A 22,855-nucleotide genomic window follows, 5' to 3' on the forward strand; every position below is an offset into this window, starting at 1 on the left:
GTGAGAAAGACGATCTTCTCACTGTTTGTTTATTTGCTCATTACAGCCGGGGCGGCTTTGATGCTTTTGCCCTTTGCATGGATGGTTTCCACTTCTTTTAAAACAAGAAGTGAGGTTGAAACCTGGCCACCAAAGTGGACCTCCAAGAATTTTTCCAGAACGTGGGATGTTAAAGTGAAATTGTCTCGAAGCTCAGCAGGAGGAATTGATTGGAAAGGTTTAACGTTGAGAGAAGCTCTGGTTCTTAGCAGAACAGAAGAATCTGGAAATATTTTGTCAATTCAGATAGACGATGATCCAGTTTATCGTGGGACAATGGTTCTCTCATTATCTGATAACTTTAGCTATCTTGCGGGAAAACTTGATGATTCACAGTTTAAAGAGTTTTCTCAAAGACTTCTTCAGAGAGATCTTCCAGAACAGATTGGGAAATTGATTAGTTCATCAAAGAATGCTGAAGAATTTTTCTCCAATTTCTTTGCTATGTATCTTTATGGCTCAGAAGCAATCCTCGACAGGAGAAATTATATTTCTCAACTGGAAAAAACGATAGAAACATCCCTGAATCAAGCAGAGACATTTGAAAGATATTCTAATAGATTGCCAGAAGAATACAAACAGGAGTATATAGAAATGATCTCTGATGGAAAAAAACTGCTCAATGAAAGACTTTCAGAACTTTCGATATTGAAAAAAGGATCAGTTGCGATTCTTCAGACTGACGAAATAAGCATGATAGATAAATCTTTAAAAAATACTTTGAACATTTTACAATCAAACGAATTATTTGAAAATTTAAAAGATAATGCTCTTATGCGGTTGTACAAGGCAAGGGTTATTTCACCAGTTGAAGATTTATTGAATCTTATAGAAGTGTACACATTTGTCAGAGAATATTTTAAATCTGTTCAAATCCAGAAAGCAGATACCAGACAGATTGTGTTCAGTTTTCTGAGCAAGAAAGAAAAAGATCAGCTACTCAAAGAATATTTGTCTATGGAACATTTTTCGGCCGATGTTGAGAAGATTATACAATTTCAGATGAATCAATCAACTGAATCACTCCCGGAAAATGTAGAAAAGCTTCTTGATGAGCGGCTATATGAAGAGTTTAAAAGTCTGCCGATAGAAAATATTAGAGTTTACATTCAGCAGTTAAAGCAGGTACTTTCCTCATTAAGCGGAATTCTGTCGGATATGAAAATATCATCGCTGGATCAATTTGAATCTTATGAGAAAATGCTGGAATTTTTTGAAGATCTGAGTTTGAATCAAACCGCTCAGATTGCCTTGGAAAAACTCGGGAACCTCTCAAAAGTGATTTCAAAAGATGTTTTCTGGAAAATGGCAGTTATTTTGTACGATAATGTTCAACAGATAGCCAAACTCAGAAAAATTTATTCTCAGGTTCAGAATTCAATGAAACTTTTACAAGCACCAGATTTTGTGAAAAATGTCAGATTAAAACAGAACCAGACCATTGAAATAGAACTGAACAATGTACATCCTGTTTATCTTGAAGACGATAATTATACCTTGCGGGTGAATTTTTCCTTTGCAGAGATGCTTGCAAATATATTCCATAATTATGTCACCGCGTGGAAAAGTGCACCTTTTGGCGTGTACTATATAAATACGGCCTTTGTATCTACAGTGACAACTATTCTGGAAGTTATAATTGCTGCCATGGCCGCATATGCTTTCGCTTTGATGAATTTTCCCGGTAAAAACTTGATTTTCGCTCTTTTCCTTGGCACGATGATGATCCCGGGGGAAGTTCTATTAGTTCCAAATTTCATAACAATATCCAAGCTTGGGTGGATAGATACTTATTATGCGTTAATAATACCATGGGTTGTAAGTGTGTTTGCTATATTTCTTATGCGCCAACATTTCCTAACTTTGCCCAGAGAACTGCAAGATGCCGCCAAAATTGATGGGTGTTCACATTTTAGGTTTCTCTGGACAGTTGTTGTACCGATATCAAAACCGGTGGTCATAACAAGCGCCCTGCTGAAATTTGTTGGAAGCTGGAATGCTTTCTTGTGGGTCTTAATAGTTACAAACAAAGACAAATTTAGGACATTACCGGTTGGTCTTCAAACATTCAGCTCTGACGTCGGAACAATTTATAATCAACTTATGGCAGCAGCAACGTTTTCAATATTGCCTGTGATTGTACTATTTCTATTCACCCAGAAATATTTTATTCGTGGAATTGCGAGAACTGGCTTGAAATAGGGAATGATAGGCGTGAAAATGAACCGTAAGAAAAAGAGGGGAAAACCCAGTATGTTTATAGCAGCAATTTTATGCACATTATGTGCTCTGTCGATATTTTTCTGGACTTCCTATGTGCATTACACAAAAACTGTTCAGGAGAATATTCATCTTTCTCGCCAGCATGAAAATCTTTCTCAACGGCTGGAGGAGTTGTACAGACTTAATAGAGAGTTGATATCGAAAATGGAGGGAGAAACGAAAGAAAAATGATTTTTATCACAACTTCTCACGATCCAGTGGATGAGCAGATTGACAGAGCGAAGGCTCTTTCAAACGATTTAAATATCACCTATATTTCCAGAAAGCATTGTTCAAATCTCGAGCTATTTATTCAAAATGATTATTGTTATGTCGTGGAAAAAGATCGTATAGTGGTAAGATGGAAAGATGGTCAGTTGTTTTTTCACCCTTCAATGGCAAAGGTGAGAATGAAAAATCTGCAGAGAGGCTTGAAAGATCATCTCATAGAATCTTTAGACCTAAAAGGCAACGAACTGGTACTTGATACAACTCTTGGTCTTGCAACAGAGGCCATTCTAATGGCAGCGTTTTTAGAATCAGGAAAAATCGTTGGAGTCGAGGGATCTCTTCCAATTTACGTTATTGTCAGAGATGGGTTGTCGAATTATAAATCAAATTTACCGTGGATAAATGCCGCTATGAAAAAAATAGAATTGATTCACGCTGATTTTAAACAATTCATAAGATCTCTTCCGGATAATTCTTATGATATTGTTTACTGTGACCCTATGTTTGAGAACCCAGTATATGAATCTTCATCTATGAATCCCTTGAGGCCGTTTGCATTATATGATACGATTGATCAGAATGACGTAAATGAAATGTTGAGAGTGGCGCGAAAAAAACTTGTTTTGAAAGCACACGCGAAGGATAGCTTGTTTGAACGTATAAAAGTGGATTCGATAACAGGTAGCCGGAAAAGCTGTGTGTTTTATGGGGTGATCTATAAAAAGTGATTATTATTACAGGGCCAACGGCTGTTGGGAAAACAGATTTGTCGATTGCAATCTGTTGCAAATTGAACGCAGAAATCGTTTCGATAGATTCAAGGCAATTGTACAGATATATGGATATAGGCACTGGGAAACCGACTTTGAGCCAGAGAAAGATAGTAAGACATCATTTGATTGACATAGTTGATCCAGATGAATATTACAGTGTGTATCAATTCAGACTGGATGCGATTAGGGCTATTCAAGATATTGTAAAACGTGGTAAGATTCCTTTGTTTGCTGGAGGAACGGGACTTTATATAGATAGTCTTGTAAGAGGAATCTTTGAAGGTGTTTCGAGGGATGAAGAACTGAGAAAACAACTTCTTCAAAAAGAAACTCAGTGCCCAGGTGTTTTAAGATCTATGCTTGAACGAATTGATCCAGAGCTTGCTGATAGGATTCATAAAAATGATTTGAAGAGAACTGTAAGAGCTCTGGAAATCTGGATTAAAAGCAAAGAAAAGCCCTCTGAACTCCGAAAAAAAGTGAAACCAGTTGGTAGATTCACCGTAATTATTTTGCATCGTGATAGAGAAGAGCTTTATGATAGAATCAATTTGAGAGTTAATGAAATGTTTCAAGCAGGGCTTCTTGATGAAGTAAAAGATCTTATGAAAAGAGGATATTCAAAAAATCTTAATGCTTTGCGGACAATAGGATATCAGGAAAGTATAGCACATCTGGAGGGTAAATTAAATTTTGAATCAACTGTCGAACTTGTGAAAAAAAATACCAGGCACTTTGCAAGGCGACAGGTGATCTGGTTTAGAAGGTATAAAGACGCGATTGTTATAGATCTTTCATCAAGTTCGTACAGAGACGCCGTGAACACAATATCGAGGATCGTGCTACAGGATTTCCAGCACGATTCCTTTTACGATGGGGGGTTTAGTTATGACTGAGAAGTTCAATCTTCAGGATAGGTTTTTGAACATGTTGAGAACTGGAAAAATTGAGGTTAAGGTATACCTCGTGAACGGATTTCAAACTAAGGGTATTATCCGATCTTTTGACAGCTACACTATTTTGCTGGAAAGCGAGAATCAGCAAAATTTGATTTACAAGCATGCAATCAGTACGATCATGCCGTCCAGCTTTGTTAGATTGGTGAAGAAAGAAGAAGAAGAGCAGGAAGGTCAAACGGAGAGTGCAACAAATAAAACGCAATGAGTTGATGAGAGCTATTGTTATTACAATAAAAGGTGATTATTCTTCTGTTGAAGAAATTCAACAGTTGTTGCGTACATTAAATATCGACACTGTCGAAGTTCTCTACCAGAAAAGAGAAAGACCTGATTCAAGATATTACGTTGGGGAAGGAAAGATCGGAAAATTGTTAGAATTGATAGATTTTTCTGGTGCGCACATGGTCGTTGTCGATGATGAATTAACACCGGTTCAGGCAAAAAATCTTGAAAAAAAGCTCAGTGTAGTGATCAAGGACAGAACACAGGTTATACTTGACATATTCGCTCAGCACGCCACAACAGAGGAAGGAAAGTTGCAGGTTGAGTTCGCGAAGTTGAAGTATGAGTTGCCAAGGTTAATTGGACAGGGAAAATGGTTATCGAGACTGGGTGGTGGAACTGGTACAAGAGGGCCTGGAGAACAGAAAATAGAAGAAAAACGTCGCAAGATACGCGAAAGGATCGTTGCTATCAAACGACAACTTTCAGAACTTGCAAAAGACAGAACACAGCAGAGAAAAATGAGGCTAAACAGTGAATTGCCAATGGTGTCTGTCGTAGGTTACACGAATGCCGGAAAATCAAGTTTGATAAAAATAATAAGTGGAAGTGATATTTTAATTGCAAATCAGCTTTTCAGCACACTTTCTCCGGTTGTCAGAAGAGTAAAGCTTCCCAGCGGAAGAGTGGCGCTTTTTAAAGATACAGTGGGATTTATTAAAAATGTACCTCACACAATTATTGAGGCATTCAAGTCCACCTTAGAGGAAATTCTGTTTTCTGATTTGATACTTTTAGTAGTTGACCTGTCAGATGAAAACTTTCAGGAAAAACTTGACACTTCTCTTTCAGTTGTCTATGAGCTTGGTGCAGATGAAATACCACGTCTTTTAGTTTTCAACAAGGTTGATTTGATACCTTATTCTCAACGAATAAAAATTTTGCAGTCCTATCCAGGGGCTATCTTGATAAGTGCAGTAAAAGCTGACGGCATTCGTGAGCTTCTGAGCTGTATTGATAAAGAGCTGGAAAAATCAGAAAAAGAGGCTCTACTTACCTTCAAATTGCAGGACATGTCATGGGTCCTGAAAGAAAGAGAAAAAATAGTTGTTAAAGAACAGATATTCAGAGACAATCAGGTGATTGTCAGGATAAAAGCGCGTTCAAGTGTTTTAGAGCGCCTGAGACAGCATAGTACGCAGGAGGGATGAATCGGTGAAAAGGTACCTGGTTTTACTGGTAGCGATGATATCAACTATTGTGATCTGTGCGACATTCTCTTTTCCAGTAAGTACGACTCCATTGCTTACATCAAGCTTTGGTGAGTTTCGGGGCACTGGAAATCGTGGTCCTCACTTTCATATGGGAATCGATCTATCAACTGGTATGAGGAGTGGTGTTCCTATTTTAGCAGCTGAAGATGGGTGGCTCGTCAGAGTGGAAATTGACGAGGACGACATATATGGTAATGTGGTTGTGCTTTACCACGACGATGGTTACAAAACACTTTATGCGCATCTGAGCGAATTTTCAGAGAAATTGAAGCTGATCATCGATTCTGTTGTGTCTGAATTTGGAAGAAAGCGAATAGTTGTAAAATTTCCAGAAAGAACATTTTTCTTCAAAGCAGGAGAGCCCGTTGGATACTCCGGTCAAACTGGTGAAGCAGCTCAACCTCACTGTCATTTCGAAATAAGAAATATTGATGAAACCATTTGCTATGATCCATCGCAATTTTTGAATATCCTAAAACCAAAAGAAGCCAGATTCATTGTAAAATCACTTGTAATTAATTCAGAAAAATATTCCTATAGAGAAGATGAGGTTTATCCTTTTAAAGGAGATTTTCCAAAAATAAGCATCAATGCAGTAACTGAAATTAACAAAAACGTAATCGGTTTGAAGAGTTTAAAGATGTATTTGAATGAAAATCTCGTGTATCATATTGATTTTAGTGAAATACCAATAGATGAATTTAACAACGTCTGGAGTGTTTATACGAACGATTCTGTAGCGGATGGATATAATTACGATGCGTGGTACAAACTTTATCCAGACCAGTGGGGCAATGTTATAAAGGTTGATAACTACGCCGAGATAGGTAAATTACCATCAAAAATACTTGTGAGAATAATCTGCACTGATTTCTGGAACGAAGAATTTGAGGTTAGATTCTTTCTCGAAAGAAGGTAGAGAAAAGTGTGGTTTTTCAAAAAAAAGAAAAAAAGTGAACAGGATCTGTTGACAAATCCGTTTTATAAAGAAGGGAATTTATTCGTGATTTATTTCAAATGTGAAAAGTGTGGTGAGTATTTCAGAAGTCATTTGAGGGCTGGTTATGATTTCATAATTGATTATGATAATCCTTCAACTCCATATAAAGTTGACAAAATTTATGTTGGTTCCAAATGCCCTAATAAGATTCATCTTATTGCTACCATGAGTTCTAGTTATAAACTTAGAACGGTTACTCTTGAGGGAGGAAAATTTATCACAAAAGAAGAATATGAGTCAGTTCAAAAAAAGGAGGATGAGAAATGAAAAGACTCTTTACAAGTGAGAGTGTAACAGAGGGACATCCGGATAAAGTGGCAGATCAGATCTCAGATGCTATTCTTGACGCGCTGATTGAACAGGATCCCGATGCACGGGTTGCTGTTGAGACTCTTGTTACAACAGGGCTGGCTGTTGTTGCTGGAGAAGTAACCACGGAAGCTTATGTGGATATACAGGATATTGTCAGGAGAACGATTCTGGATATAGGTTACACACGCGCAAAATATGGCTTTGATGGTGAAACTTGCGGAGTTGTAACATCAATACACAGTCAATCGCCTGATATAGCTCTTGGTGTTAACAAAGCGTTGGAAGCAAAAGAAAAAAATGACGATGGAGACGAGTTTGATAAAATAGGGGCTGGCGACCAGGGTATGATGTTTGGATACGCTACCAATGAAACGCCTGAATTTATGCCTCTGCCGATAGTTCTCGCTCACCAACTTGCGATGAGATTGTCAAAGGTTAGAAAGGAAAAAATTGTACCTTTTTTAAGACCCGATGGAAAGACTCAGGTGACAGTTGAATATAGCGATGACGGTAAACCGATGAGAATTGATACCATCCTTATCTCTGCTCAGCATGATCCAAATGTGACTATAAACGAATTAAAAGAAGTACTGCTGGAACATGTTATCAAGCCGACTATTCCCGAACAATACTGGTCTGATAATATCAAAATATTAGTTAATCCAACTGGCAGATTTGTTCTGGGAGGCCCATCGGCGGATACCGGTTTGACAGGTAGAAAAATTATAGTTGATACATACGGTGGATGGGTACCTCATGGCGGAGGGGCCTTCAGTGGAAAAGATCCGACGAAAGTTGACAGATCTGCCCACTATATGGCACGGTACGTCGCAAAGAATGTTGTTGCTGCGGGGCTTGCGGACAGATTTATGATTCAGGTAGCATACGCTATCGGTAAAGCCAGACCTGTATCATTAATGATAGACACCTTTTCTACATCTAAGGTTGACGAAGAAAAATTGAAAGATGTGATAATACAGCTGTTTGATTTTCGCCCGCTGGCGATTATCAATAAATTGAACTTGCAGAGGCCTATATACAAAAAGACAGCTGCTTATGGCCATTTCGGCAGAAATGATCCTGATTTTACCTGGGAATCTCTCGATGCTGTTGAAGAGTTGAAACGCGCATTTAATATCTAAAAAAGGAGGCGTTAAGGTGGAAAAAAAGAATAAATCGGCTGAAAAGAGAGTCAGACAATCTTTTTTAAGGAGAGAAAAGAATAGGGCATATAAAACCAGGATGAAGAATGCTATAAAGAAGGTTCTTGCAGCAGTACAGACTAAAGAATCAAGTGAGAAGATTGAGGAATTACTGAAGCAAGCTATAGCAGCCATCGATAAAGCCGCTTCCAAGGGCGTCATTCATAAAAATCAAGCAGCTCGCAGAAAATCACGCTTGATGAAAGTAGCGAAAGCGTGAACTCGCTAAGAATGACAAGAAAGATTTAAAAAATTTTTCCTTGATGTTCCAGCACTGATTTTTCAAGTGCTGGATTTTCTTGTCGTGATAAAATTATATTGAGGAGTATGATTTTATGAAGAATCCGTGGATCGGATTTGTGGTGTTTTTATCAATGCTTTTGTCTGGTCCAGTGATAGCCTATTATATAGCAAAGATGTGGTTTGTTGCAGCATGGTATGTTGCATTGTTTCTATTGAGTCTCTATCTTGCTGCTTTAAACGGCGAAAAGATCCCATCTCTGTTTACCATCAACAGAAAATGGGTATTAAAGAGCTTTTTATTTTTGCTGTTGATGTATGGACTTTTAATGATAGTTAATACGATATTTCCTGCGCCAAGTGTGGTAAATCAATTCAGCCAGCTCGATATTGTAACAATACTGATCATTACGTTAATAGGTCCTGTTGCTGAAGAAATGGCTTTTCGAGGCTATATTCAGGGAATGCTGAGAAAAAAATTCAACGCGAATTTCACCATTGTATTAACAGCATTGATCTTTTGCCTGTTTCATTCGCTGTCGGTATTTCCACAGATTTTTGTTACAGCGATTATTCTAAGCTTTGTCAAAGAGCTTTCAGGTTCACTGCTACCTTCAATTGTGATACACTGTCTAAATAATACGGTAGCGCTCGTTGCTTCAGTTTTCGTTTGAAAGGGGTGATACGATGTTCGATAGATTTTCTGAAAAATCAGCGCAGGTTTTTGTTGATGCACAAAATGAAGCCAAAGAAATGGGACATTCTTATGTTGGAACAGAACATATACTTTTATCGGTTCTGAAACAGGACTTACCTGTTGTTGAAGCTCTTTCTGAGATGGGTATAACCTATGCCCGAACAAAAAATGAGGTTATTTCAATGGTGGGCATGGGTATGAGAGGATTTGCCAGTTCACCACAGATGACACCGAGGGCAAGAAGAGTAATAGAAATGGCATATGAGGAAGCCAAATATCTTGGAAGTGAGAAAATACATCCAGAACACATACTGCTCGGCATCATAAGAGAAGGTGAAGGAATAGCTGTCCATGTACTCAGGAAAATGGGTATAGATCTTGGTGTATTGAGGCGCATGATAGTTGAAAGTACTTCACCAAGAATTAACGATGCTGGTAGTGAAAGGACTTTTGAGAATTCGTCGGTGAGACATCTGGAAGGTTTTGGTATAGACTTAACGGCGCTTGCGATGAAGAATCAGCTTGACCCGGTTATTGGAAGAGAGGAAGAAATAGAAAGAGTTATGCAAATTCTGGTGAGAAGGAAGAAAAACAATCCAGTTTTGATTGGGGAGCCCGGAATAGGGAAAACGGCTATTGTCGAAGGCCTTGCACAGCGAATCGTTGCTGGAGAGGTTCCTGAGCCGTTGAAACATAAAACAATTTTTTCGCTCGATGTTGCCGCTCTCGTTGCTGGAACGAAATACAGAGGCGAGTTTGAAAAAAGGATGAAAAAGCTTCTACAGATAGTTACCAAGGACCCCGGCATAATTTTGTTTATTGACGAAGTCCATACAATAGTTGGTGCAGGATCTGCGGAAGGTGCAGTGGATGCAGCAAATATTTTGAAACCAGCCCTTTCTCGTGGAGAGATTCGCTGTATAGGCGCGACAACACCCGATGAATATAGAAAATACATCGAAAAAGATGCGGCTCTTGAGAGAAGGTTCCAGAAGATCTACGTCAAGGAACCAACTGTCGAAGAGACTATTAACATCCTTAAAGGTTTGAGGTACAAATATGAGACTCATCACAGGGTAAAGTATACAGATAATGCGTTAGAGGCTGCCGTATATTTATCAAAGAGATATATTACAGATCACTTTTTACCCGATAAAGCCATAGATGTAATTGACGAGGCCGCTGCAAGAGCTCGCTTGAGAAGCTTTGTTATTCCTGATGAGCTGCAACAACTGAGAAAACAGCTTGAGCAAGTCAAAGCCGATAAAGAACTTGCCGTTTTAAATCAAGATTATGAAAGAGCAGCAGATCTCAAAGAAAAAGAAAAATTGTTGAATCAGGAGTACACAGAAAAATATGAGCAATGGAGAAAAAATGTTGAATCTTCAATTGTAGCAGTTGATGTTGATCAGATATCCGAAGTAGTCTCAGGCTGGACAGGTATTCCTTTGATGAAAATAGAAGAGAACGAGAGCATGAGACTGCTCAATCTTGAGAAAGTTTTACACCAAAGAATAGTTGGGCAGGATGAAGCAATTAAGGCCATAGCAAGGGCTATAAGAAGGGCGAGAAGCGGGTTGAAAGATCCAAGAAGGCCCATAGGAGTGTTTCTGTTTCTTGGGCCTACAGGTGTAGGAAAGACCGAACTGACAAAGGTTTTGACCGCGCATCTGTTTGGTGACGAGAAAGCTTTACTCAGATTTGACATGAGTGAATATATGGAAAGATTCTCTGTATCCAGATTAATTGGTGCACCACCTGGTTATGTTGGCTACGAAGAAGGAGGTACTTTAACTGAAAGAGTAAGAAGAAGACCATTTTCAGTTATACTCTTTGACGAGATTGAAAAAGCGCATCCTGATGTATTCAATATTTTACTTCAAATTATGGACGATGGCAGGTTGACGGATTCGCAGGGAAGAGAAGTGGATTTCAAAAATACCATAGTTGTTATGACAAGTAATATCGGTGGCAATTTGATAAACAAATCCAAGAAAACTATGGGTTTTGTCTCGCAAGACGCGGATAAAGATTATCAGGAAATGAAATCGTTGGTCCTGGAGGAAGTTAAGAAAACTTTTAGACCAGAGTTTCTCAACAGGATCGATGAGGTGATAGTTTTCCACCCACTAAACAGGGATCATATAGAAAAGATCGTTGATATACTTGTATCAGACGTACACAAAAGATTGGAAAGTAAGGGCATGACACTGAAGCTTACGAAGGAAGCTAAGAATTTCCTGATTGAAAAGGGCTATGATCCTGTATTTGGTGCGAGGCCGTTGAGAAGGGCCATACAACAATACCTCGAAGATCCGCTGGCAGAAGAATTGCTACGCGGTAAGTTTGCTTTTGGAGATACAGTAGTGTGCAAAGTAAGTGGAAACGGATTGAAATTCACCAAACATAGATCTAAAGCGGGAGCACTTAAAGGATGAAAGAAAAGGAACGCTTCATCTGCAAAAGTTGTGGTTATGAATCTATCAAATGGTTTGGCAAATGTCCTCAATGTGGCGAATGGAACACAGCTGTCGAGGCAACTTCTAAGCCTCTGGAAAGAATAGTAGATCTTGTTAATCTGAAAGATGTTTTAAAGTCTGTCAACAGTACCCGGTTGACGACCGGTTTTACGGAACTTGATGCATCTTTGTGCTCAGGGATCGTGCCCGGGCAGGTGCTTTTACTTGGTGGCGAGCCAGGTGTGGGGAAAAGTACTCTGGCGCTGGAGATCTGTGCGTGGTTTTCAAAAAATGGATATAAATCTTTATATGTATCTGCGGAAGAATCAGTAGATCAGCTAGCAATAAGGGCTCGCAGGCTCGCCTGCGAAAACCTTGACGGTATAACTGTTTGTTCAGATAACGACATTGATTCTGTTCTTCAAATTATAAACGAAGATTACAGCCTGATAGTGGTGGATTCACTGCAAACGATGTATTCTGAAGAAGTTGGGACGTATCCCGGGAGTGTTGTGCAGGTTCGAGTTTGTGCCGAAAAAATAATATCTAAGTGCAAAGAATTATCTATTCCATCTATTTTGATTGCCCATATAACAAAGAGCGGTGAAATATCTGGCCCAAAGCTTGTTGAGCATTTAGTGGATACTGTCATTTATTTTGAAGGTGAAAAAACGACAGAACTTAGAATTTTGCGAGTTATCAAAAATCGCTTTGGGCCATCGGGAGAAATAGCTGTTTTTGAAATGAGAGATGATGGCTTGAAACAACTATGTGATCCTGTATTTTTTGATCTCACAGACCAACTTCCTGGTAATTGTTTATCATGTGTTATAGAAGGCTCCAGGGCTTTTGTTGTTCAAATTCAAGCTCTTGTTTCACGAAGCAGATCGAATATGCCAAGAAGAGTCAGCAATGGATTTGACATGACCAGATTGTTGTTGTTAATAGCTACTATAGGAAAACACATGCGTTTACCGGTTGAATCGCACGATGTTTATGTAAACGTGCTTGGTGGGTTAAGAATAACTGATACAGCCGTTGACGCTGCGGTTGTTGGTGCGATTCTCTCATCTATGATGGAGAAACCCATAGAAAAAACATCAGTAATTGGTGAAGTTAGTTTGGATGGTAGAATAAAGCCTGTATATCGTATGAGATCAAGAATAGATTCGTTAAAAAGAGCAGGCATACAGTCTGTAATAGTTCCAAAAAGTGTTGATCTGAGCGATAAAAATCTGGTAAAAATCGATTCTTTACAAGACATGGGGGATGTACTGGGGGTGAAGCTGTTTGATAGCTGAAGAGTTGCTTTCGAAAATAGCTATTCTTTCGCCCGGGACAAGATTGAGAAAGGCTCTTGATGATATAATATCAGCAAATCTCGGAGCTCTGCTGTTTTTTGTTGATGATCCACAGAAATACGAAGACATAATACAAGGTGGATTCGACATAGATTGTCCATTTTCTCCGGAGAAACTTTATGAGTTGGCAAAAATGGATGGTGCAATAGTTATTTCCGACGATGTAACGAAAATACTTTTTGCTAATGTGCATTTAGTTCCGGATCCAACAATACCGACTATCGAAACTGGAATGAGGCACAGAACTGCTGAACGCGTAGCGAGGCAAACTGGGCAAATGGTAGTTGCGATATCAAAAAGAAGAAATGTCATATCACTTTACTATGGTCAATACAAATATGTCATGAATGATGCTCCTTTATTGATTGCACGTGTCTCTCAGGCAGTGGACACACTTGAAAAGTACAGAGAAAGTTTTGACAGGATAATTGGTACTATAGAAATTGACGAACTTCGCACCGGTGTTTCCATATACGATGTGGCTCGTGCTATCGAAAAAGGGCTTCTCATGTTGAGAATTCATGAGGAAATATTTCCATATGTTATAGAACTTGGAGGAGAAGGTAGACTGATAAATATGCAACTTGAGGAAGTTTTGGAGGATGTCACCGATATAACCTCACTTTTAATCATGGATTATTCAATCAGGGATCTTGATGTTGATCAAGCAAAGGAAATCATAGAAAAGATGAAACAGGACAAGGAAATAAGTTTAATGAGAATTATCCGAACACTTGGCGTAGATGTACAGAGTTTATCTCAGGCAGGCGAAGCTATATATTATCCAAGAGGATATAGAATATTGAATCATTCAGCGAAGATACCCTTGAGTGTTTCGGCAAATGTCGTGAAAACCTTTAAAAACTTGAAAATTATTTCGGAAGCTTCTATTGATGAACTTCAATCAGTTGACGGAATAGGCGAAAAAAGAGCACTTGCAATTGCCTCTGCAATTGGTATGCTTAAAAGCAGAACAATTTAAAAAGATATATGGTACAATGACAGAGGTTAAAAAGATTTGCTTGTGAAGGAGGTCTGAGTGTGAAGAGGACTTATCAGCCAAACCGCAGAAAAAGGAAGAGAACTCATGGTTTTCTTGTAAGATCAAGGACACCATCCGGCCGAAGAGTATTGGCCCGCAGGCGTGCAAAAGGAAGATGGAAAATCGCAGTTTAGATTTTTGTTTGAGAAGAACTGAACGGCTTAGATTTTCCAGAGATTTTGACAGGGTTTTCCGATTTGGAGCTGTTATTCAGAGCGAGTTGTTAACGATTTTGTACGTGGGTAATGATCTTGAGCACAACAGAATAGGAGTCATTGTTAAAAGAAAGTTTGGCAAGGCTCACGATAGAAACAAAATTAGACGGTGGATAAAAGAAATCTACAGATTGAAAAAGCATGATCTGAATAAGAGCTTTGATATAGTTGTCTTACCTCGGAAGACCCTGTCAGATATTTTTAAAGATATTCCTTACGAAGAATTTTGTAAACATTTGACAGATCTTCTAAAGAGGATAAAATGATGAAGAAAATTGTCGTATTGATGATTCGCTTTTACCAGAAATATATTTCCCCTTTAAAACCTCCAACATGTCGGTTTACTCCGACTTGTTCGTCTTATGCGATACAGGCAATCGAACGCTTTGGATTGCTAAAAGGAGGGTATTTGGCTGTTAAAAGAATCATAAGATGTAATCCTCTCAACCCTGGAGGACACGATCCTGTACCGGAAAAATTTACTACAAGGAGGAGATTCATTTGAGGAAGTTGATCATTCTAATTGTTTTGGCATTGTTGATCATAACTGGTATGGCGAAAAATGAAATTCAGGTTGTCACTTTAGATGATGGGATAAGAGTTATTACACGTTTCAGTGAGCTGGAGTTCAGTAGTTCAGGGGTTTTGAAAAATGTTTATCTCACCGCGGATCGTAGATCTCATGTATTTGAGGAAGCCGGAGATGGTCTGGAACTCTTCAGCCCAGAGGGCTCTTCTTTAATGGTAATAGATTTTTCAATAGAGGGTGATATGATTTCGCCCAACACCTACTCGGGGGATCTGATTTTAAAATACGAATATACGGGAGGTGTAAAAAAAACCATAACCGTTAAGAATTCCCCAGAGTATGTTTTTACCGTTGAAGTAAGTTCCATGGATCCTGTTATTATTTCTCTGCCGCGGGTATGGTATGAAGATTACGATCGAGTCGTGAAAGATTATTTCATATCCTTCTCTCCGAAGATCAAAGCTATATCTCTGGTGAAAACAGGTGAAGGCAAATTAAGCTCAAATAAGCTGGCTATCAATGGTTTTGAAAAAATAGTGGTTCATATGGCTCCATTTAAAAGGATATTCCTAAAAAAACTCTTTGGTGAAGACTATTCCATACTTATGGATACGATAAAAACAATAGATGGTAGTTCTTCTTGGTACGACCCAGTTTTCTATCCGTTAGTGTGGTTTTTCTGGTGGTTATTCGAAATGACCAGGAATTTTGGCTGGGCAATCATAATATTCACAGTTATTGTCAGATTTGTTTTGTATCCACTTTATCACGCGCAGACCAAATCCATGATAAAAATGAGAAAAGTTCAGCCCAGAATAGAGGCTATAAGGAAAAAATACAAAGATCCGACCAAACAGCAAGAAGAGCTTATGAAAGTCTACAGAGAAGAAGGCATAAATCCGGCTGGTGGATGTCTTATGCTTCTGATACAGCTGCCAGTTTTCTTTTTGCTGTACGCAGTTATAAGATATTTTCAGGAAGAATTTGCTTTTGGTAGTAAATTTCTTCTGTGGAATGATCTTTCAGTAGGTGGATTTGGCCCCAATGCAATCTTTATAATTGCGACCGTGGTTGCCAGTTATTTCAACACGCTTATAACCAGTCAGGATTCGCGGAGTGCCTGGCAAGGGATTCTAATGTCACTTATATTTCCGTTTCTGTTCGTAAGTTTGCCAAGCGGTTTGTTTCTTTATTATACTGTGAACACGGTTATACAACTTGTAATAACTTATTACATTTACAAAAGATACAAAATTAAGGGAATTACCACAAGAGAGCTGCTTGGTTTGAGAAGTAAGGGGTGAGAATTTGTGAAAAAGGTACGCATCTCGGGTGCAACAATCGCTGAAGCCTTAGAGAAAGCCAAGCAGGAGTTTGGTTTAAGGGATGAAGAGTTTGATTATGTTGTTGTTGAAAAAGGTTCAAAGGGATTTTTTGGCATTATGGCAAAAGAGGCTGTCGTTGAAGTTTCTTTTAAAAAGGAATTCTACGAGAGAAGATTAGAACAATTCATGGTTGGCATTTTAAGAAGCTATGGAAAAATAAAGGTAAAAGTGAGCTCTGCAGGAAAGAGGTTTCTGGTTTTGCTTGAAGGGGATGACCTCGGCAGATTGATAGGAAAGCACGGGAAAACTCTTGCGGCATTGCAGCACATCGCAATGATATATCTCAACAGATTGAGTGATACGAAATTGTCAGTGGTGGTTGATGCAGGGGAATACCGTGAAAAAAGAAAGCGAAACCTTGAACAAATAGTTTTGCAGGCTATAGACAGAGCTCGAGTTGAAAAGAAAAGAATTGTGCTTGATCCAATGTTTGCCTTTGAAAGGCGGTTAGTTCATGAGATTGTGAAAAAATATAGGGATGTAAAGAGTTATTCAGTGGGTGTTGAACCATATAGAAAGGTTGTTATAGAGTATTCCCCAAATGGAAAAGAGGTTCACACTACCTGACCCTATGCGCGTGTTATTGCATCCAAAGCAGCATTAGCTGCCGCAAGAAGAGGATCGCGGTCAAGCTCGGCGCTGCCGATAATGCTTGATTCTTTGCCATCTGCTAATTTCGTGATATGGCATATGAGGAATTCTTTGCCGGCGAGGGTGATTATGCGGATATCATCAACAGAATAAATGGAATCATTCAAATCGTCCAGCGCTGACACCACAGCACTCGCGGCTGTTTTTAATTTCTGCAAGCTTGTTTTAGGCCCTTCAGCAGATCCTTCGTATTTTTCATCATTATGTTCCACAATGGCGGTAACTTTCACATTTTTACCTATGTCCTCAGTCTTCAGAGAATCTATAGAATATTTCGACTGAAACTTTACTTCTCCTGTCATCTGGGCTATACTTATTATTTTCCTATCTATTCTAAGCCCCGTTGAAGCTAATATAGCCGTCTCAACATCGCGGACAATTTGTTTTGGATTCTTTTCTGAATCGGCCACAACATGTATTTCCCTGATTTCTTCTCCATCCTGCACGACTTTAACTGCGCTGACTCCTGCTATTTGCGAAATAATATTCTCTAACTTTTTAGAATCAACCACCAAAAATTCCCCCTTTTTTGATATTCTAACATAAGGTGATTAAACTGTGACAGTTGGTATAATAATGGCTGCCGGGACCGGTAACCGGTTTAAATCTGAAATACCAAAACAATTTTGTATGCTTGGAGACAAGCCGGTAATTAATTATTGCTTGAAAAGCTTTGAAAAATCACACCTGATTGATAATTGTTTAATCATGGTACCGACGAATTGGCAGGAAGAGGTTAAAAAAATGATTGAGGGTTTTAGAAAGCCAAAATGGGTTTTACCAGGTGGTGCCACACGACATGAAACTTCTCTGATCGCACTTGAGTTTTTAAGAGATATAAACCCATCCGTGGTTGTCTTTCACGATGCAGCAAGGCCTTTTTTAAGAGTAAAATTGCTCAACAGAGTAATTGAAGAAGCGCATCTTTTCGGTGCAGCTACGGCAGCTATTCCAGTTAATGATACGGTTGTGTACGCAAAAGATATGTTTGTAAACAATTATCTCTCAAGGGAAGGATTATACAGAATTCAAACTCCTCAAGCTTTTGCTTTTGAAATTGCCTTAAATGCTTTTGAGCGTTTCCATGCAAATGATGGAACTGAACCTGTATTACTATCTGGTGGCAAAGTAAGAATAGTTCCTGGAGATCTTCTTTGTTTTAAAATCACATATCCAGATGATCTTCAGTTTGCGCAATTTGTTTATCCTACCTGGAATGAATTAGATTGATTTGTATATCTTGACGATCATCATAGCCTGTGTGGTATAATATGTGCCAACCTGAAGACCTCAGGTAAATTCTTGATTGTGGGGAGGTTGAATTATGCGAAAAGTCTACGTGTTTTCACTTTTGGTATTTGTTTTTGCTTTTGCTTTTTCAGCACAAATCAGCGAAGTGAAAATTGGAGCGGGTTGGGAAATGACTGGGCCTATAGCCGGTTTTGGTCAGATGTCCTGGGACGGAGTTAAACTTGCCATGAAATTGAGGCCAACCGTTAGAATTGCTGACAAAGATATACCCGTTAAAGTAGTTTTGCTTGACAATAAAGGAGACAAAGCTGAAGCAGCCAACGTAGTTAAAAGATTGATTGACGTTGAAAAAGTGTGTGCTATTCTTGGCCCATGTACAAGTTCATGTGCTCTGGCTGCAGGCGCCATAGCTGAGCAAAAACAGGTTTCTCTGGTAACAAACACCGCCACAAGCCCGCTTGTAACTCAGAACAGAAGATTTATATTTCGTGCCTGTTTTGTTGATACCCTTCAAGGCGAACTTCTGGCAAAGTTCGCTTGGGAAGAGCTCAAGGCGAGAAATGTTGCTATAATGGTCGATGTTGCTCAGGATTATGTTGTGGGACTTGCAAATTACTTTATGCGGGCTTTTGCTAAATTCGGAGGGACGTTTTTCAGTGAATATTACAATACAGGTGATCAAGATTTTACCGCCCAACTTACAGACGCCCTGTCAAGAAATCCAGACACAATTTTTATGCCTGGCTATTATGCGGAGATCGCGTTGATATGCAAACAAGCTCGAGAATTGGGGTTTACAGGAAACTTTCTGGCTGGGGATGGTGCGGATGCACCTGAACTGATAGAAATTGGTGGTCAATTTGTTGAAGGACTTTGTTATACCACCTACTTTCATCAGGATGCTGATTTATCGCCGGCAACAAAACCTTTTGTTGAAGCTTATGTAAAAGAGTATGGTAGAAGGCCAGACGCATTTGGAGCTCTTGCTTTTGATGCTTACAATCTTGTACTGGATGCCATTGAAAGAGCACAGTCGGTTGATCCAGTTGCAGTGAGGAATGCCCTTGCAGCTACCAGAGATTTTCAGGGTGTTGCAGGCGGTATCTCTTATCCTCAGGACTCAGGCGATCCGATAAAACCGGCAGTCATAAATACTATAAAAAATGGACAATTCGTTCTCATGACTGTTGTTAAACCATGAAATAAGCCCCTTCGGGGGCCCTTGTTTAAAGATTAGGGGGTGGACTCTTGAGCCTTTCTTCGTTTTTGCAACATCTTGTTAATGCACTTTCGCTTGGTGGTATTTACGCCCTCATTGCAATAGGTTATACTATGGTCTATGGGATTCTCAGATTAATAAATTTTGCTCATGGAGATGTCTTTACTTACGGAATATACTTCGCATTTTATGGGGTTTCAATATTTTTGATGCCATGGTGGATTAGTTTTATGTTTTCGATATTTTTGACAGCTTTTCTCGGGGCCTTTATTGAAAAGGTTGCTTACAGACCGTTGCGGAATGCTCCAAGAATATCTGCTTTGATAACAGCCATAGGCGTTTCTTTCTTTTTGGAGAATTTTGCGATAGTTGCTTTTGGAGGGAGAGCGAAATCATTCAACCCTCAAACTGGAATTTACCCAAATTCCTTTCTTCGTATGCTTCAAATAGGGAAAGTAAGGTTACCCATTCTTACACTTATCACTCTGGGAATAACTGCTATATCGCTTTTTATTCTAATATGGATAGTTTATCGAACAAAGATAGGAATGGCTATGAGAGCTATCAGCAAAGATATTCCGACCACAAGGTTGATGGGTGTTAACGCCGATAGAGTGATCAGTTTTACTTTTATGATAGGCTCTGGCTTAGCTGCTATTGGGGGTATTTTGTGGGCGATGAAATATCCTCAGATTTACCCTTTTACCGGAATGATTCCCGGTTTAAAAGCATTCATTGCAGCAGTTGTTGGAGGCATAGGCAGTATTCAGGGGGCAATGATTGGTGGATTCATACTTGGCATCAGCGAAATAATGATAGTGGCGTTTATACCATCACTTGCTGGATACAGGGATGCTTTTGCTTACGCAATTCTTTTGTTTGTACTTCTGGTTAAACCAACCGGAATACTTGGCGTAGAAGTTTCAGAAAAGGTGTGATCAAATGAGGAAAGGATTGTCATTTCGGGTGAAATTTATATCTACCTTCGTTTTAATTTGCCTCATAGCTTTTTTGTTGTTTTTTGCCAATAGGATCGCAAGTGAATATGTAATATTGATATTGAATTTGATAGCCATAAACATCATTTTTTCGACTTCTCTAACTCTGATTAATGGGATAACCGGCATTTTCTCCTTAGGACATGCTGGTTTTATAGCTATAGGTGCTTATGTCTCAACTCTTCTGACTCTTCCGGTCGAACAGAAGGAAATGACGTTTCTTATAAAGCCTCTTATTTATCCTTTGAACCAGATTCAGATTTCTTTTCTTCCTGCCACAATAATTGCTGGACTTGTGGCTGCCGGCTTTGGCTATGTTGTTGCTGCGCCTTCTTTAAGGTTAATAGGTGATTATCTGGCTATAGCAACTTTGGGACTCGGCGAAACAATAAGGATAGTAGCCAACAATGCCTGGTCGATTACAAATGGCGCTCTTGGATTGAAAGCTATACCTCCATATACGAACATATACTGGTCCTGGGGATGGGCGTTTATAACGGTGCTGATCATTGCGAGTTTGGTGAAGAGCAGTTATGGAAGAGCTTTAAAAGCTATAAGAGAAGATCCCATAGCCGCAAAGGCAATGGGAATAAACGTTTTTTCTCACCAGGTTATGAGTTTTGTCCTTGGATCATTTTTTGCCGGTGTTGGTGGATCACTCTGGGCTCATTTAATAACAACAATTGATCCCAAGTCGTTTACTTTTACAAAAACCTTTGAAATATTGATCATGGCAGTGCTAGGTGGCCTTGGAAGTATCAGTGGAGCAATCATTGGAGCAGCTGTTTACACTGTTGGTCTGGAATTTCTAAGATTTCTTGAGAGCCCGTTTAAAATTGGACCAATACTTTTTCCGGGAATACCTGGTATGAGGATGGTGGTTCTCTCTGCACTGCTAATTATTCTCATGTTATTCTGGCAGAGAGGAATTATGGGGAGAGAGGAACTGTCATGGGAAAAATTCTACGGAATTTTTAGGTGTTTTCGAAGAGGTGGAAAATCGTGAGTTCAGTATTAAAGATGGAGAATGTTACGAAGCGATTTGGAGGCCTTGTGGCTGTCGATCATTTTAATGGTTACATAAATCCTGGAGAGCTGATAGGATTGATTGGCCCAAACGGTGCCGGAAAGACGACCTTGTTTAATTTGATAACAGGTGTATATGCGCCAGATAAAGGTAAGATTCTTTTTTTTGGAAAAGATATTTCTGGACACAAGCCACACCAGATAGCTGCGTATGGTATAGCAAGGACTTTTCAAAACATAAGGTTATTTTCTGATATGACTGTTCTGGAAAATGTTATGGTATCACAGCATCTAAGGCTAAAAAACTGGATGTGGTTCTTCAAAAGTATTATTAAGACACCCGATGCAATTAAAATGGAAAGACAAATGAAGGAAGAAGGTATAAATCTTCTAAAAAAAGTTGGTCTACAAAACCTTTCATCCTCGAAAGCAGGTTCGTTACCATACGGATTACAAAGAAAACTGGAAATAGCAAGAGCCCTTGCAACGAAACCGAAGCTTCTGTTGCTTGACGAACCAGCGGCTGGAATGAATCCACAAGAAACTTATGAATTAATGAATTTCATAAAAAGAATAAAAGAAGAATTCTCGCTGACAATAATGATAATAGAACATGATATGAAAGTCATTATGGGTATTTGTGAAAGAATATATGTTATGGATTATGGCAAACTCATCGCCGAGGGTTGTCCAGAAGAAATTCAGTCCAATCCACAAGTGATCAAAGCATATCTCGGTGAGGAGGTGCTTCTGTGATGCAAAGTGTTTTGAGTATTGAAAACTTAAATGTCCATTATGGAAGCATTCATGCTATAAAAGGTATTTCTCTTGAAGTAAAAAAAGGACAGATAGCCACTTTGATAGGTGCAAATGGTGCCGGAAAGACAACAACTTTAAATGCAATCACTAATTTAGTGAAAAAAAGTGGTGGAAAGATTCTTTTTGAGGGTGAAGATATCACAAATTTATCTACTCATGAAATTGTGAGCAGGGGGATAGTTTTGGTACCGGAAGGTAGAAAAATTTTTCCCAACCTGACTGTATACGAGAATTTAATGATGGGTGCTTACTCTCGAAGAGATCAGGAGAAAATAAAGAAAGATCTGAACTGGACTTTGACATTATTTCCGAGATTAAGAGAAAGATTGAAGCAGCTTGGCGGGACCCTCTCAGGAGGAGAACAGCAAATGCTTGCAGTTGCGAGGGGGCTTATGAGCAAGCCAAAGCTTTTGATGCTTGACGAACCTTCCTTGGGGCTTGCTCCATTGCTTGTGAAAGAAGTTTTTCAGATAATCGAAGAAATTAGAAAAGAAGGGGTAACAATTTTGCTTGTGGAACAGAACGCATTTGCTGCTTTGAAGGTAGCTGACTATGCATATGTACTCGAAACCGGGAAAGTAGTAATTCAGGACTCTGGCAAGGATCTTCTGAACAATGATGATGTGAGGAAGGCTTACCTTGGAATCGCCACAAAATGAAGTGAAAGCAGTTTTAATTTTCATTTGTTA

Annotated in this window: 26 protein-coding genes; 25 read left to right on the forward strand and 1 reads right to left on the reverse strand. The window is 39.1% G+C overall.

The window, feature by feature from the left end; translation table 11 throughout:
* The 19 genes from TEL01S_RS10830 to jag all read left to right on the forward strand — a co-directional run bounded on the left by TEL01S_RS10830 (window position 1) and on the right by jag (window position 16,769).
* Window positions 1-2,241: a carbohydrate ABC transporter permease gene (locus tag TEL01S_RS10830; protein ID WP_232504372.1), complete on the forward strand. Its 2,241-nt coding sequence runs from the start codon at window positions 1-3 to the stop codon at window positions 2,239-2,241.
* A 51-nt stretch (window positions 2,242-2,292) separates the two neighbouring features.
* Window positions 2,293-2,493 (forward strand): hypothetical protein, encoded by a 201-nt coding sequence (locus tag TEL01S_RS03885; RefSeq protein WP_028843317.1) that lies wholly within the window; start codon window positions 2,293-2,295, stop codon window positions 2,491-2,493.
* Window positions 2,490-3,260 (forward strand): class I SAM-dependent methyltransferase, encoded by a 771-nt coding sequence (locus tag TEL01S_RS03890; RefSeq protein ID WP_028843316.1) that lies wholly within the window; start codon window positions 2,490-2,492, stop codon window positions 3,258-3,260. The genes TEL01S_RS03885 and TEL01S_RS03890 overlap by 4 nt, the downstream gene beginning before the upstream one ends.
* Window positions 3,257-4,201 carry a tRNA (adenosine(37)-N6)-dimethylallyltransferase MiaA gene (miaA, locus tag TEL01S_RS03895; protein ID WP_012002828.1) on the forward strand — a complete coding sequence of 315 codons (945 nt, stop codon included), beginning with the start codon at window positions 3,257-3,259 and terminating at the stop codon, window positions 4,199-4,201. Before TEL01S_RS03890 ends, miaA begins: the two co-directional genes overlap by 4 nt.
* Window positions 4,194-4,469, forward strand: a complete 276-nt coding sequence (hfq, locus tag TEL01S_RS03900) for an RNA chaperone Hfq (RefSeq protein WP_012002829.1) — start codon at window positions 4,194-4,196, stop codon at window positions 4,467-4,469. The genes miaA and hfq overlap by 8 nt, the downstream gene beginning before the upstream one ends.
* Window positions 4,447-5,697 carry a GTPase HflX gene (gene hflX, locus TEL01S_RS03905; RefSeq protein ID WP_012002830.1) on the forward strand — a complete coding sequence of 417 codons (1,251 nt, stop codon included), beginning with the start codon at window positions 4,447-4,449 and terminating at the stop codon, window positions 5,695-5,697. Before hfq ends, hflX begins: the two co-directional genes overlap by 23 nt.
* A gap of 4 nt (window positions 5,698-5,701) precedes the next feature.
* Entirely contained in the window at window positions 5,702-6,679 is a 978-nt protein-coding gene (locus TEL01S_RS03910; protein WP_012002831.1) for a M23 family metallopeptidase, read from the forward strand.
* Window positions 6,680-6,685: 6 nt separating this feature from the next.
* Window positions 6,686-7,027 (forward strand): hypothetical protein, encoded by a 342-nt coding sequence (locus TEL01S_RS03915; RefSeq protein WP_012002832.1) that lies wholly within the window; start codon window positions 6,686-6,688, stop codon window positions 7,025-7,027.
* Complete coding sequence (gene metK / locus TEL01S_RS03920) at window positions 7,024-8,214, forward strand: methionine adenosyltransferase (RefSeq protein ID WP_012002833.1); 1,191 nt, start codon at window positions 7,024-7,026, stop codon at window positions 8,212-8,214. Before TEL01S_RS03915 ends, metK begins: the two co-directional genes overlap by 4 nt.
* 16 nt (window positions 8,215-8,230) lie before the next feature.
* A complete protein-coding gene (gene rpsT / locus TEL01S_RS03925; RefSeq protein ID WP_012002834.1) occupies window positions 8,231-8,494 on the forward strand; it encodes a 30S ribosomal protein S20 in 264 nt (87 codons plus the stop codon).
* A gap of 115 nt (window positions 8,495-8,609) precedes the next feature.
* A complete protein-coding gene (locus TEL01S_RS10685; protein WP_012002835.1) occupies window positions 8,610-9,188 on the forward strand; it encodes a CPBP family intramembrane glutamic endopeptidase in 579 nt (192 codons plus the stop codon).
* A 13-nt stretch (window positions 9,189-9,201) separates the two neighbouring features.
* Window positions 9,202-11,649, forward strand: coding sequence for an ATP-dependent Clp protease ATP-binding subunit (locus tag TEL01S_RS03935; RefSeq protein WP_012002836.1), 2,448 nt, complete (start codon window positions 9,202-9,204; stop codon window positions 11,647-11,649).
* Complete coding sequence (gene radA / locus TEL01S_RS03940) at window positions 11,646-12,971, forward strand: DNA repair protein RadA (protein WP_012002837.1); 1,326 nt, start codon at window positions 11,646-11,648, stop codon at window positions 12,969-12,971. The genes TEL01S_RS03935 and radA overlap by 4 nt, the downstream gene beginning before the upstream one ends.
* Window positions 12,961-14,013, forward strand: a complete 1,053-nt coding sequence (gene disA, locus TEL01S_RS03945; protein ID WP_012002838.1) for a DNA integrity scanning diadenylate cyclase DisA — start codon at window positions 12,961-12,963, stop codon at window positions 14,011-14,013. Before radA ends, disA begins: the two co-directional genes overlap by 11 nt.
* A gap of 59 nt (window positions 14,014-14,072) precedes the next feature.
* Window positions 14,073-14,207, forward strand: coding sequence for a 50S ribosomal protein L34 (gene rpmH / locus TEL01S_RS03950; protein WP_012002839.1), 135 nt, complete (start codon window positions 14,073-14,075; stop codon window positions 14,205-14,207).
* A gap of 8 nt (window positions 14,208-14,215) precedes the next feature.
* Window positions 14,216-14,554 carry a ribonuclease P protein component gene (rnpA, locus tag TEL01S_RS03955; protein ID WP_161632313.1) on the forward strand — a complete coding sequence of 113 codons (339 nt, stop codon included), beginning with the start codon at window positions 14,216-14,218 and terminating at the stop codon, window positions 14,552-14,554.
* Window positions 14,554-14,793 carry a membrane protein insertion efficiency factor YidD gene (gene yidD / locus TEL01S_RS03960; protein WP_028843315.1) on the forward strand — a complete coding sequence of 80 codons (240 nt, stop codon included), beginning with the start codon at window positions 14,554-14,556 and terminating at the stop codon, window positions 14,791-14,793. Before rnpA ends, yidD begins: the two co-directional genes overlap by 1 nt.
* On the forward strand, window positions 14,784-16,121 hold the full coding sequence (gene yidC, locus TEL01S_RS03965; protein ID WP_174375656.1) for a membrane protein insertase YidC: 1,338 nt from the start codon (window positions 14,784-14,786) through the stop codon (window positions 16,119-16,121). The genes yidD and yidC overlap by 10 nt, the downstream gene beginning before the upstream one ends.
* Before the next feature lie 6 nt (window positions 16,122-16,127).
* Complete coding sequence (gene jag, locus TEL01S_RS03970; RefSeq protein WP_012002843.1) at window positions 16,128-16,769, forward strand: RNA-binding cell elongation regulator Jag/EloR; 642 nt, start codon at window positions 16,128-16,130, stop codon at window positions 16,767-16,769.
* Window positions 16,770-16,771: 2 nt separating this feature from the next.
* On the opposite strand, the gene TEL01S_RS03975 is transcribed toward jag, so the two are convergent.
* A complete protein-coding gene (locus tag TEL01S_RS03975; protein WP_012002844.1) occupies window positions 16,772-17,365 on the reverse strand; it encodes a hypothetical protein in 594 nt (197 codons plus the stop codon).
* Window positions 17,366-17,411: 46 nt separating this feature from the next.
* On the opposite strand from TEL01S_RS03975, the gene TEL01S_RS03980 reads away from it, so the two are divergent.
* The 6 genes from TEL01S_RS03980 to TEL01S_RS04005 all read left to right on the forward strand — a co-directional run bounded on the left by TEL01S_RS03980 (window position 17,412) and on the right by TEL01S_RS04005 (window position 22,825).
* Window positions 17,412-18,083, forward strand: a complete 672-nt coding sequence (locus TEL01S_RS03980) for an IspD/TarI family cytidylyltransferase (protein WP_012002845.1) — start codon at window positions 17,412-17,414, stop codon at window positions 18,081-18,083.
* Between the two features lie 94 nt (window positions 18,084-18,177).
* Window positions 18,178-19,305, forward strand: coding sequence for an ABC transporter substrate-binding protein (locus TEL01S_RS03985; protein WP_012002846.1), 1,128 nt, complete (start codon window positions 18,178-18,180; stop codon window positions 19,303-19,305).
* Between the two features lie 47 nt (window positions 19,306-19,352).
* Window positions 19,353-20,261 carry a branched-chain amino acid ABC transporter permease gene (locus tag TEL01S_RS03990; RefSeq protein WP_012002847.1) on the forward strand — a complete coding sequence of 303 codons (909 nt, stop codon included), beginning with the start codon at window positions 19,353-19,355 and terminating at the stop codon, window positions 20,259-20,261.
* Between the two features lie 4 nt (window positions 20,262-20,265).
* Window positions 20,266-21,327 carry a branched-chain amino acid ABC transporter permease gene (locus TEL01S_RS03995; protein WP_012002848.1) on the forward strand — a complete coding sequence of 354 codons (1,062 nt, stop codon included), beginning with the start codon at window positions 20,266-20,268 and terminating at the stop codon, window positions 21,325-21,327.
* Window positions 21,328-21,341: 14 nt separating this feature from the next.
* The gene (locus TEL01S_RS04000; RefSeq protein ID WP_049753397.1) at window positions 21,342-22,103 is read left to right on the forward strand and encodes an ABC transporter ATP-binding protein; all 762 of its coding nucleotides are present in this window, start codon (window positions 21,342-21,344) and stop codon (window positions 22,101-22,103) included.
* Window positions 22,100-22,825, forward strand: a complete 726-nt coding sequence (locus TEL01S_RS04005) for an ABC transporter ATP-binding protein (protein WP_228369035.1) — start codon at window positions 22,100-22,102, stop codon at window positions 22,823-22,825. Before TEL01S_RS04000 ends, TEL01S_RS04005 begins: the two co-directional genes overlap by 4 nt.
* Window positions 22,826-22,855: the final 30 nt, after the last annotated feature.

The organism is Pseudothermotoga elfii DSM 9442 = NBRC 107921 (assembly GCF_000504085.1).
Taxonomy (GTDB): Bacteria; Thermotogota; Thermotogae; order Thermotogales; family DSM-5069; genus Pseudothermotoga_B; species Pseudothermotoga_B elfii.

Bases quoted from the DNA above. Each gene is read 5' to 3' on its own strand.
- TEL01S_RS03885 (WP_028843317.1), top strand. From the start codon at position 2,293: ATGTTTATAGCAGCAATTTTATGCACATTATGTGCTCTGTCGATATTT.
- TEL01S_RS03890 (WP_028843316.1), top strand. From the start codon at position 2,490: ATGATTTTTATCACAACTTCTCACGATCCAGTGGATGAGCAGATTGAC.
- hfq (WP_012002829.1), top strand. From the start codon at position 4,194: ATGACTGAGAAGTTCAATCTTCAGGATAGGTTTTTGAACATGTTGAGA.
- metK (WP_012002833.1), top strand. From the start codon at position 7,024: ATGAAAAGACTCTTTACAAGTGAGAGTGTAACAGAGGGACATCCGGAT.
- TEL01S_RS10685 (WP_012002835.1), top strand. From the start codon at position 8,610: ATGAAGAATCCGTGGATCGGATTTGTGGTGTTTTTATCAATGCTTTTG.
- TEL01S_RS03935 (WP_012002836.1), top strand. From the start codon at position 9,202: ATGTTCGATAGATTTTCTGAAAAATCAGCGCAGGTTTTTGTTGATGCA.
- radA (WP_012002837.1), top strand. From the start codon at position 11,646: ATGAAAGAAAAGGAACGCTTCATCTGCAAAAGTTGTGGTTATGAATCT.
- yidD (WP_028843315.1), top strand. From the start codon at position 14,554: ATGAAGAAAATTGTCGTATTGATGATTCGCTTTTACCAGAAATATATT.
- TEL01S_RS03985 (WP_012002846.1), top strand. From the start codon at position 18,178: ATGCGAAAAGTCTACGTGTTTTCACTTTTGGTATTTGTTTTTGCTTTT.
- TEL01S_RS03995 (WP_012002848.1), top strand. From the start codon at position 20,266: ATGAGGAAAGGATTGTCATTTCGGGTGAAATTTATATCTACCTTCGTT.
- TEL01S_RS04000 (WP_049753397.1), top strand. From the start codon at position 21,342: ATGGAGAATGTTACGAAGCGATTTGGAGGCCTTGTGGCTGTCGATCAT.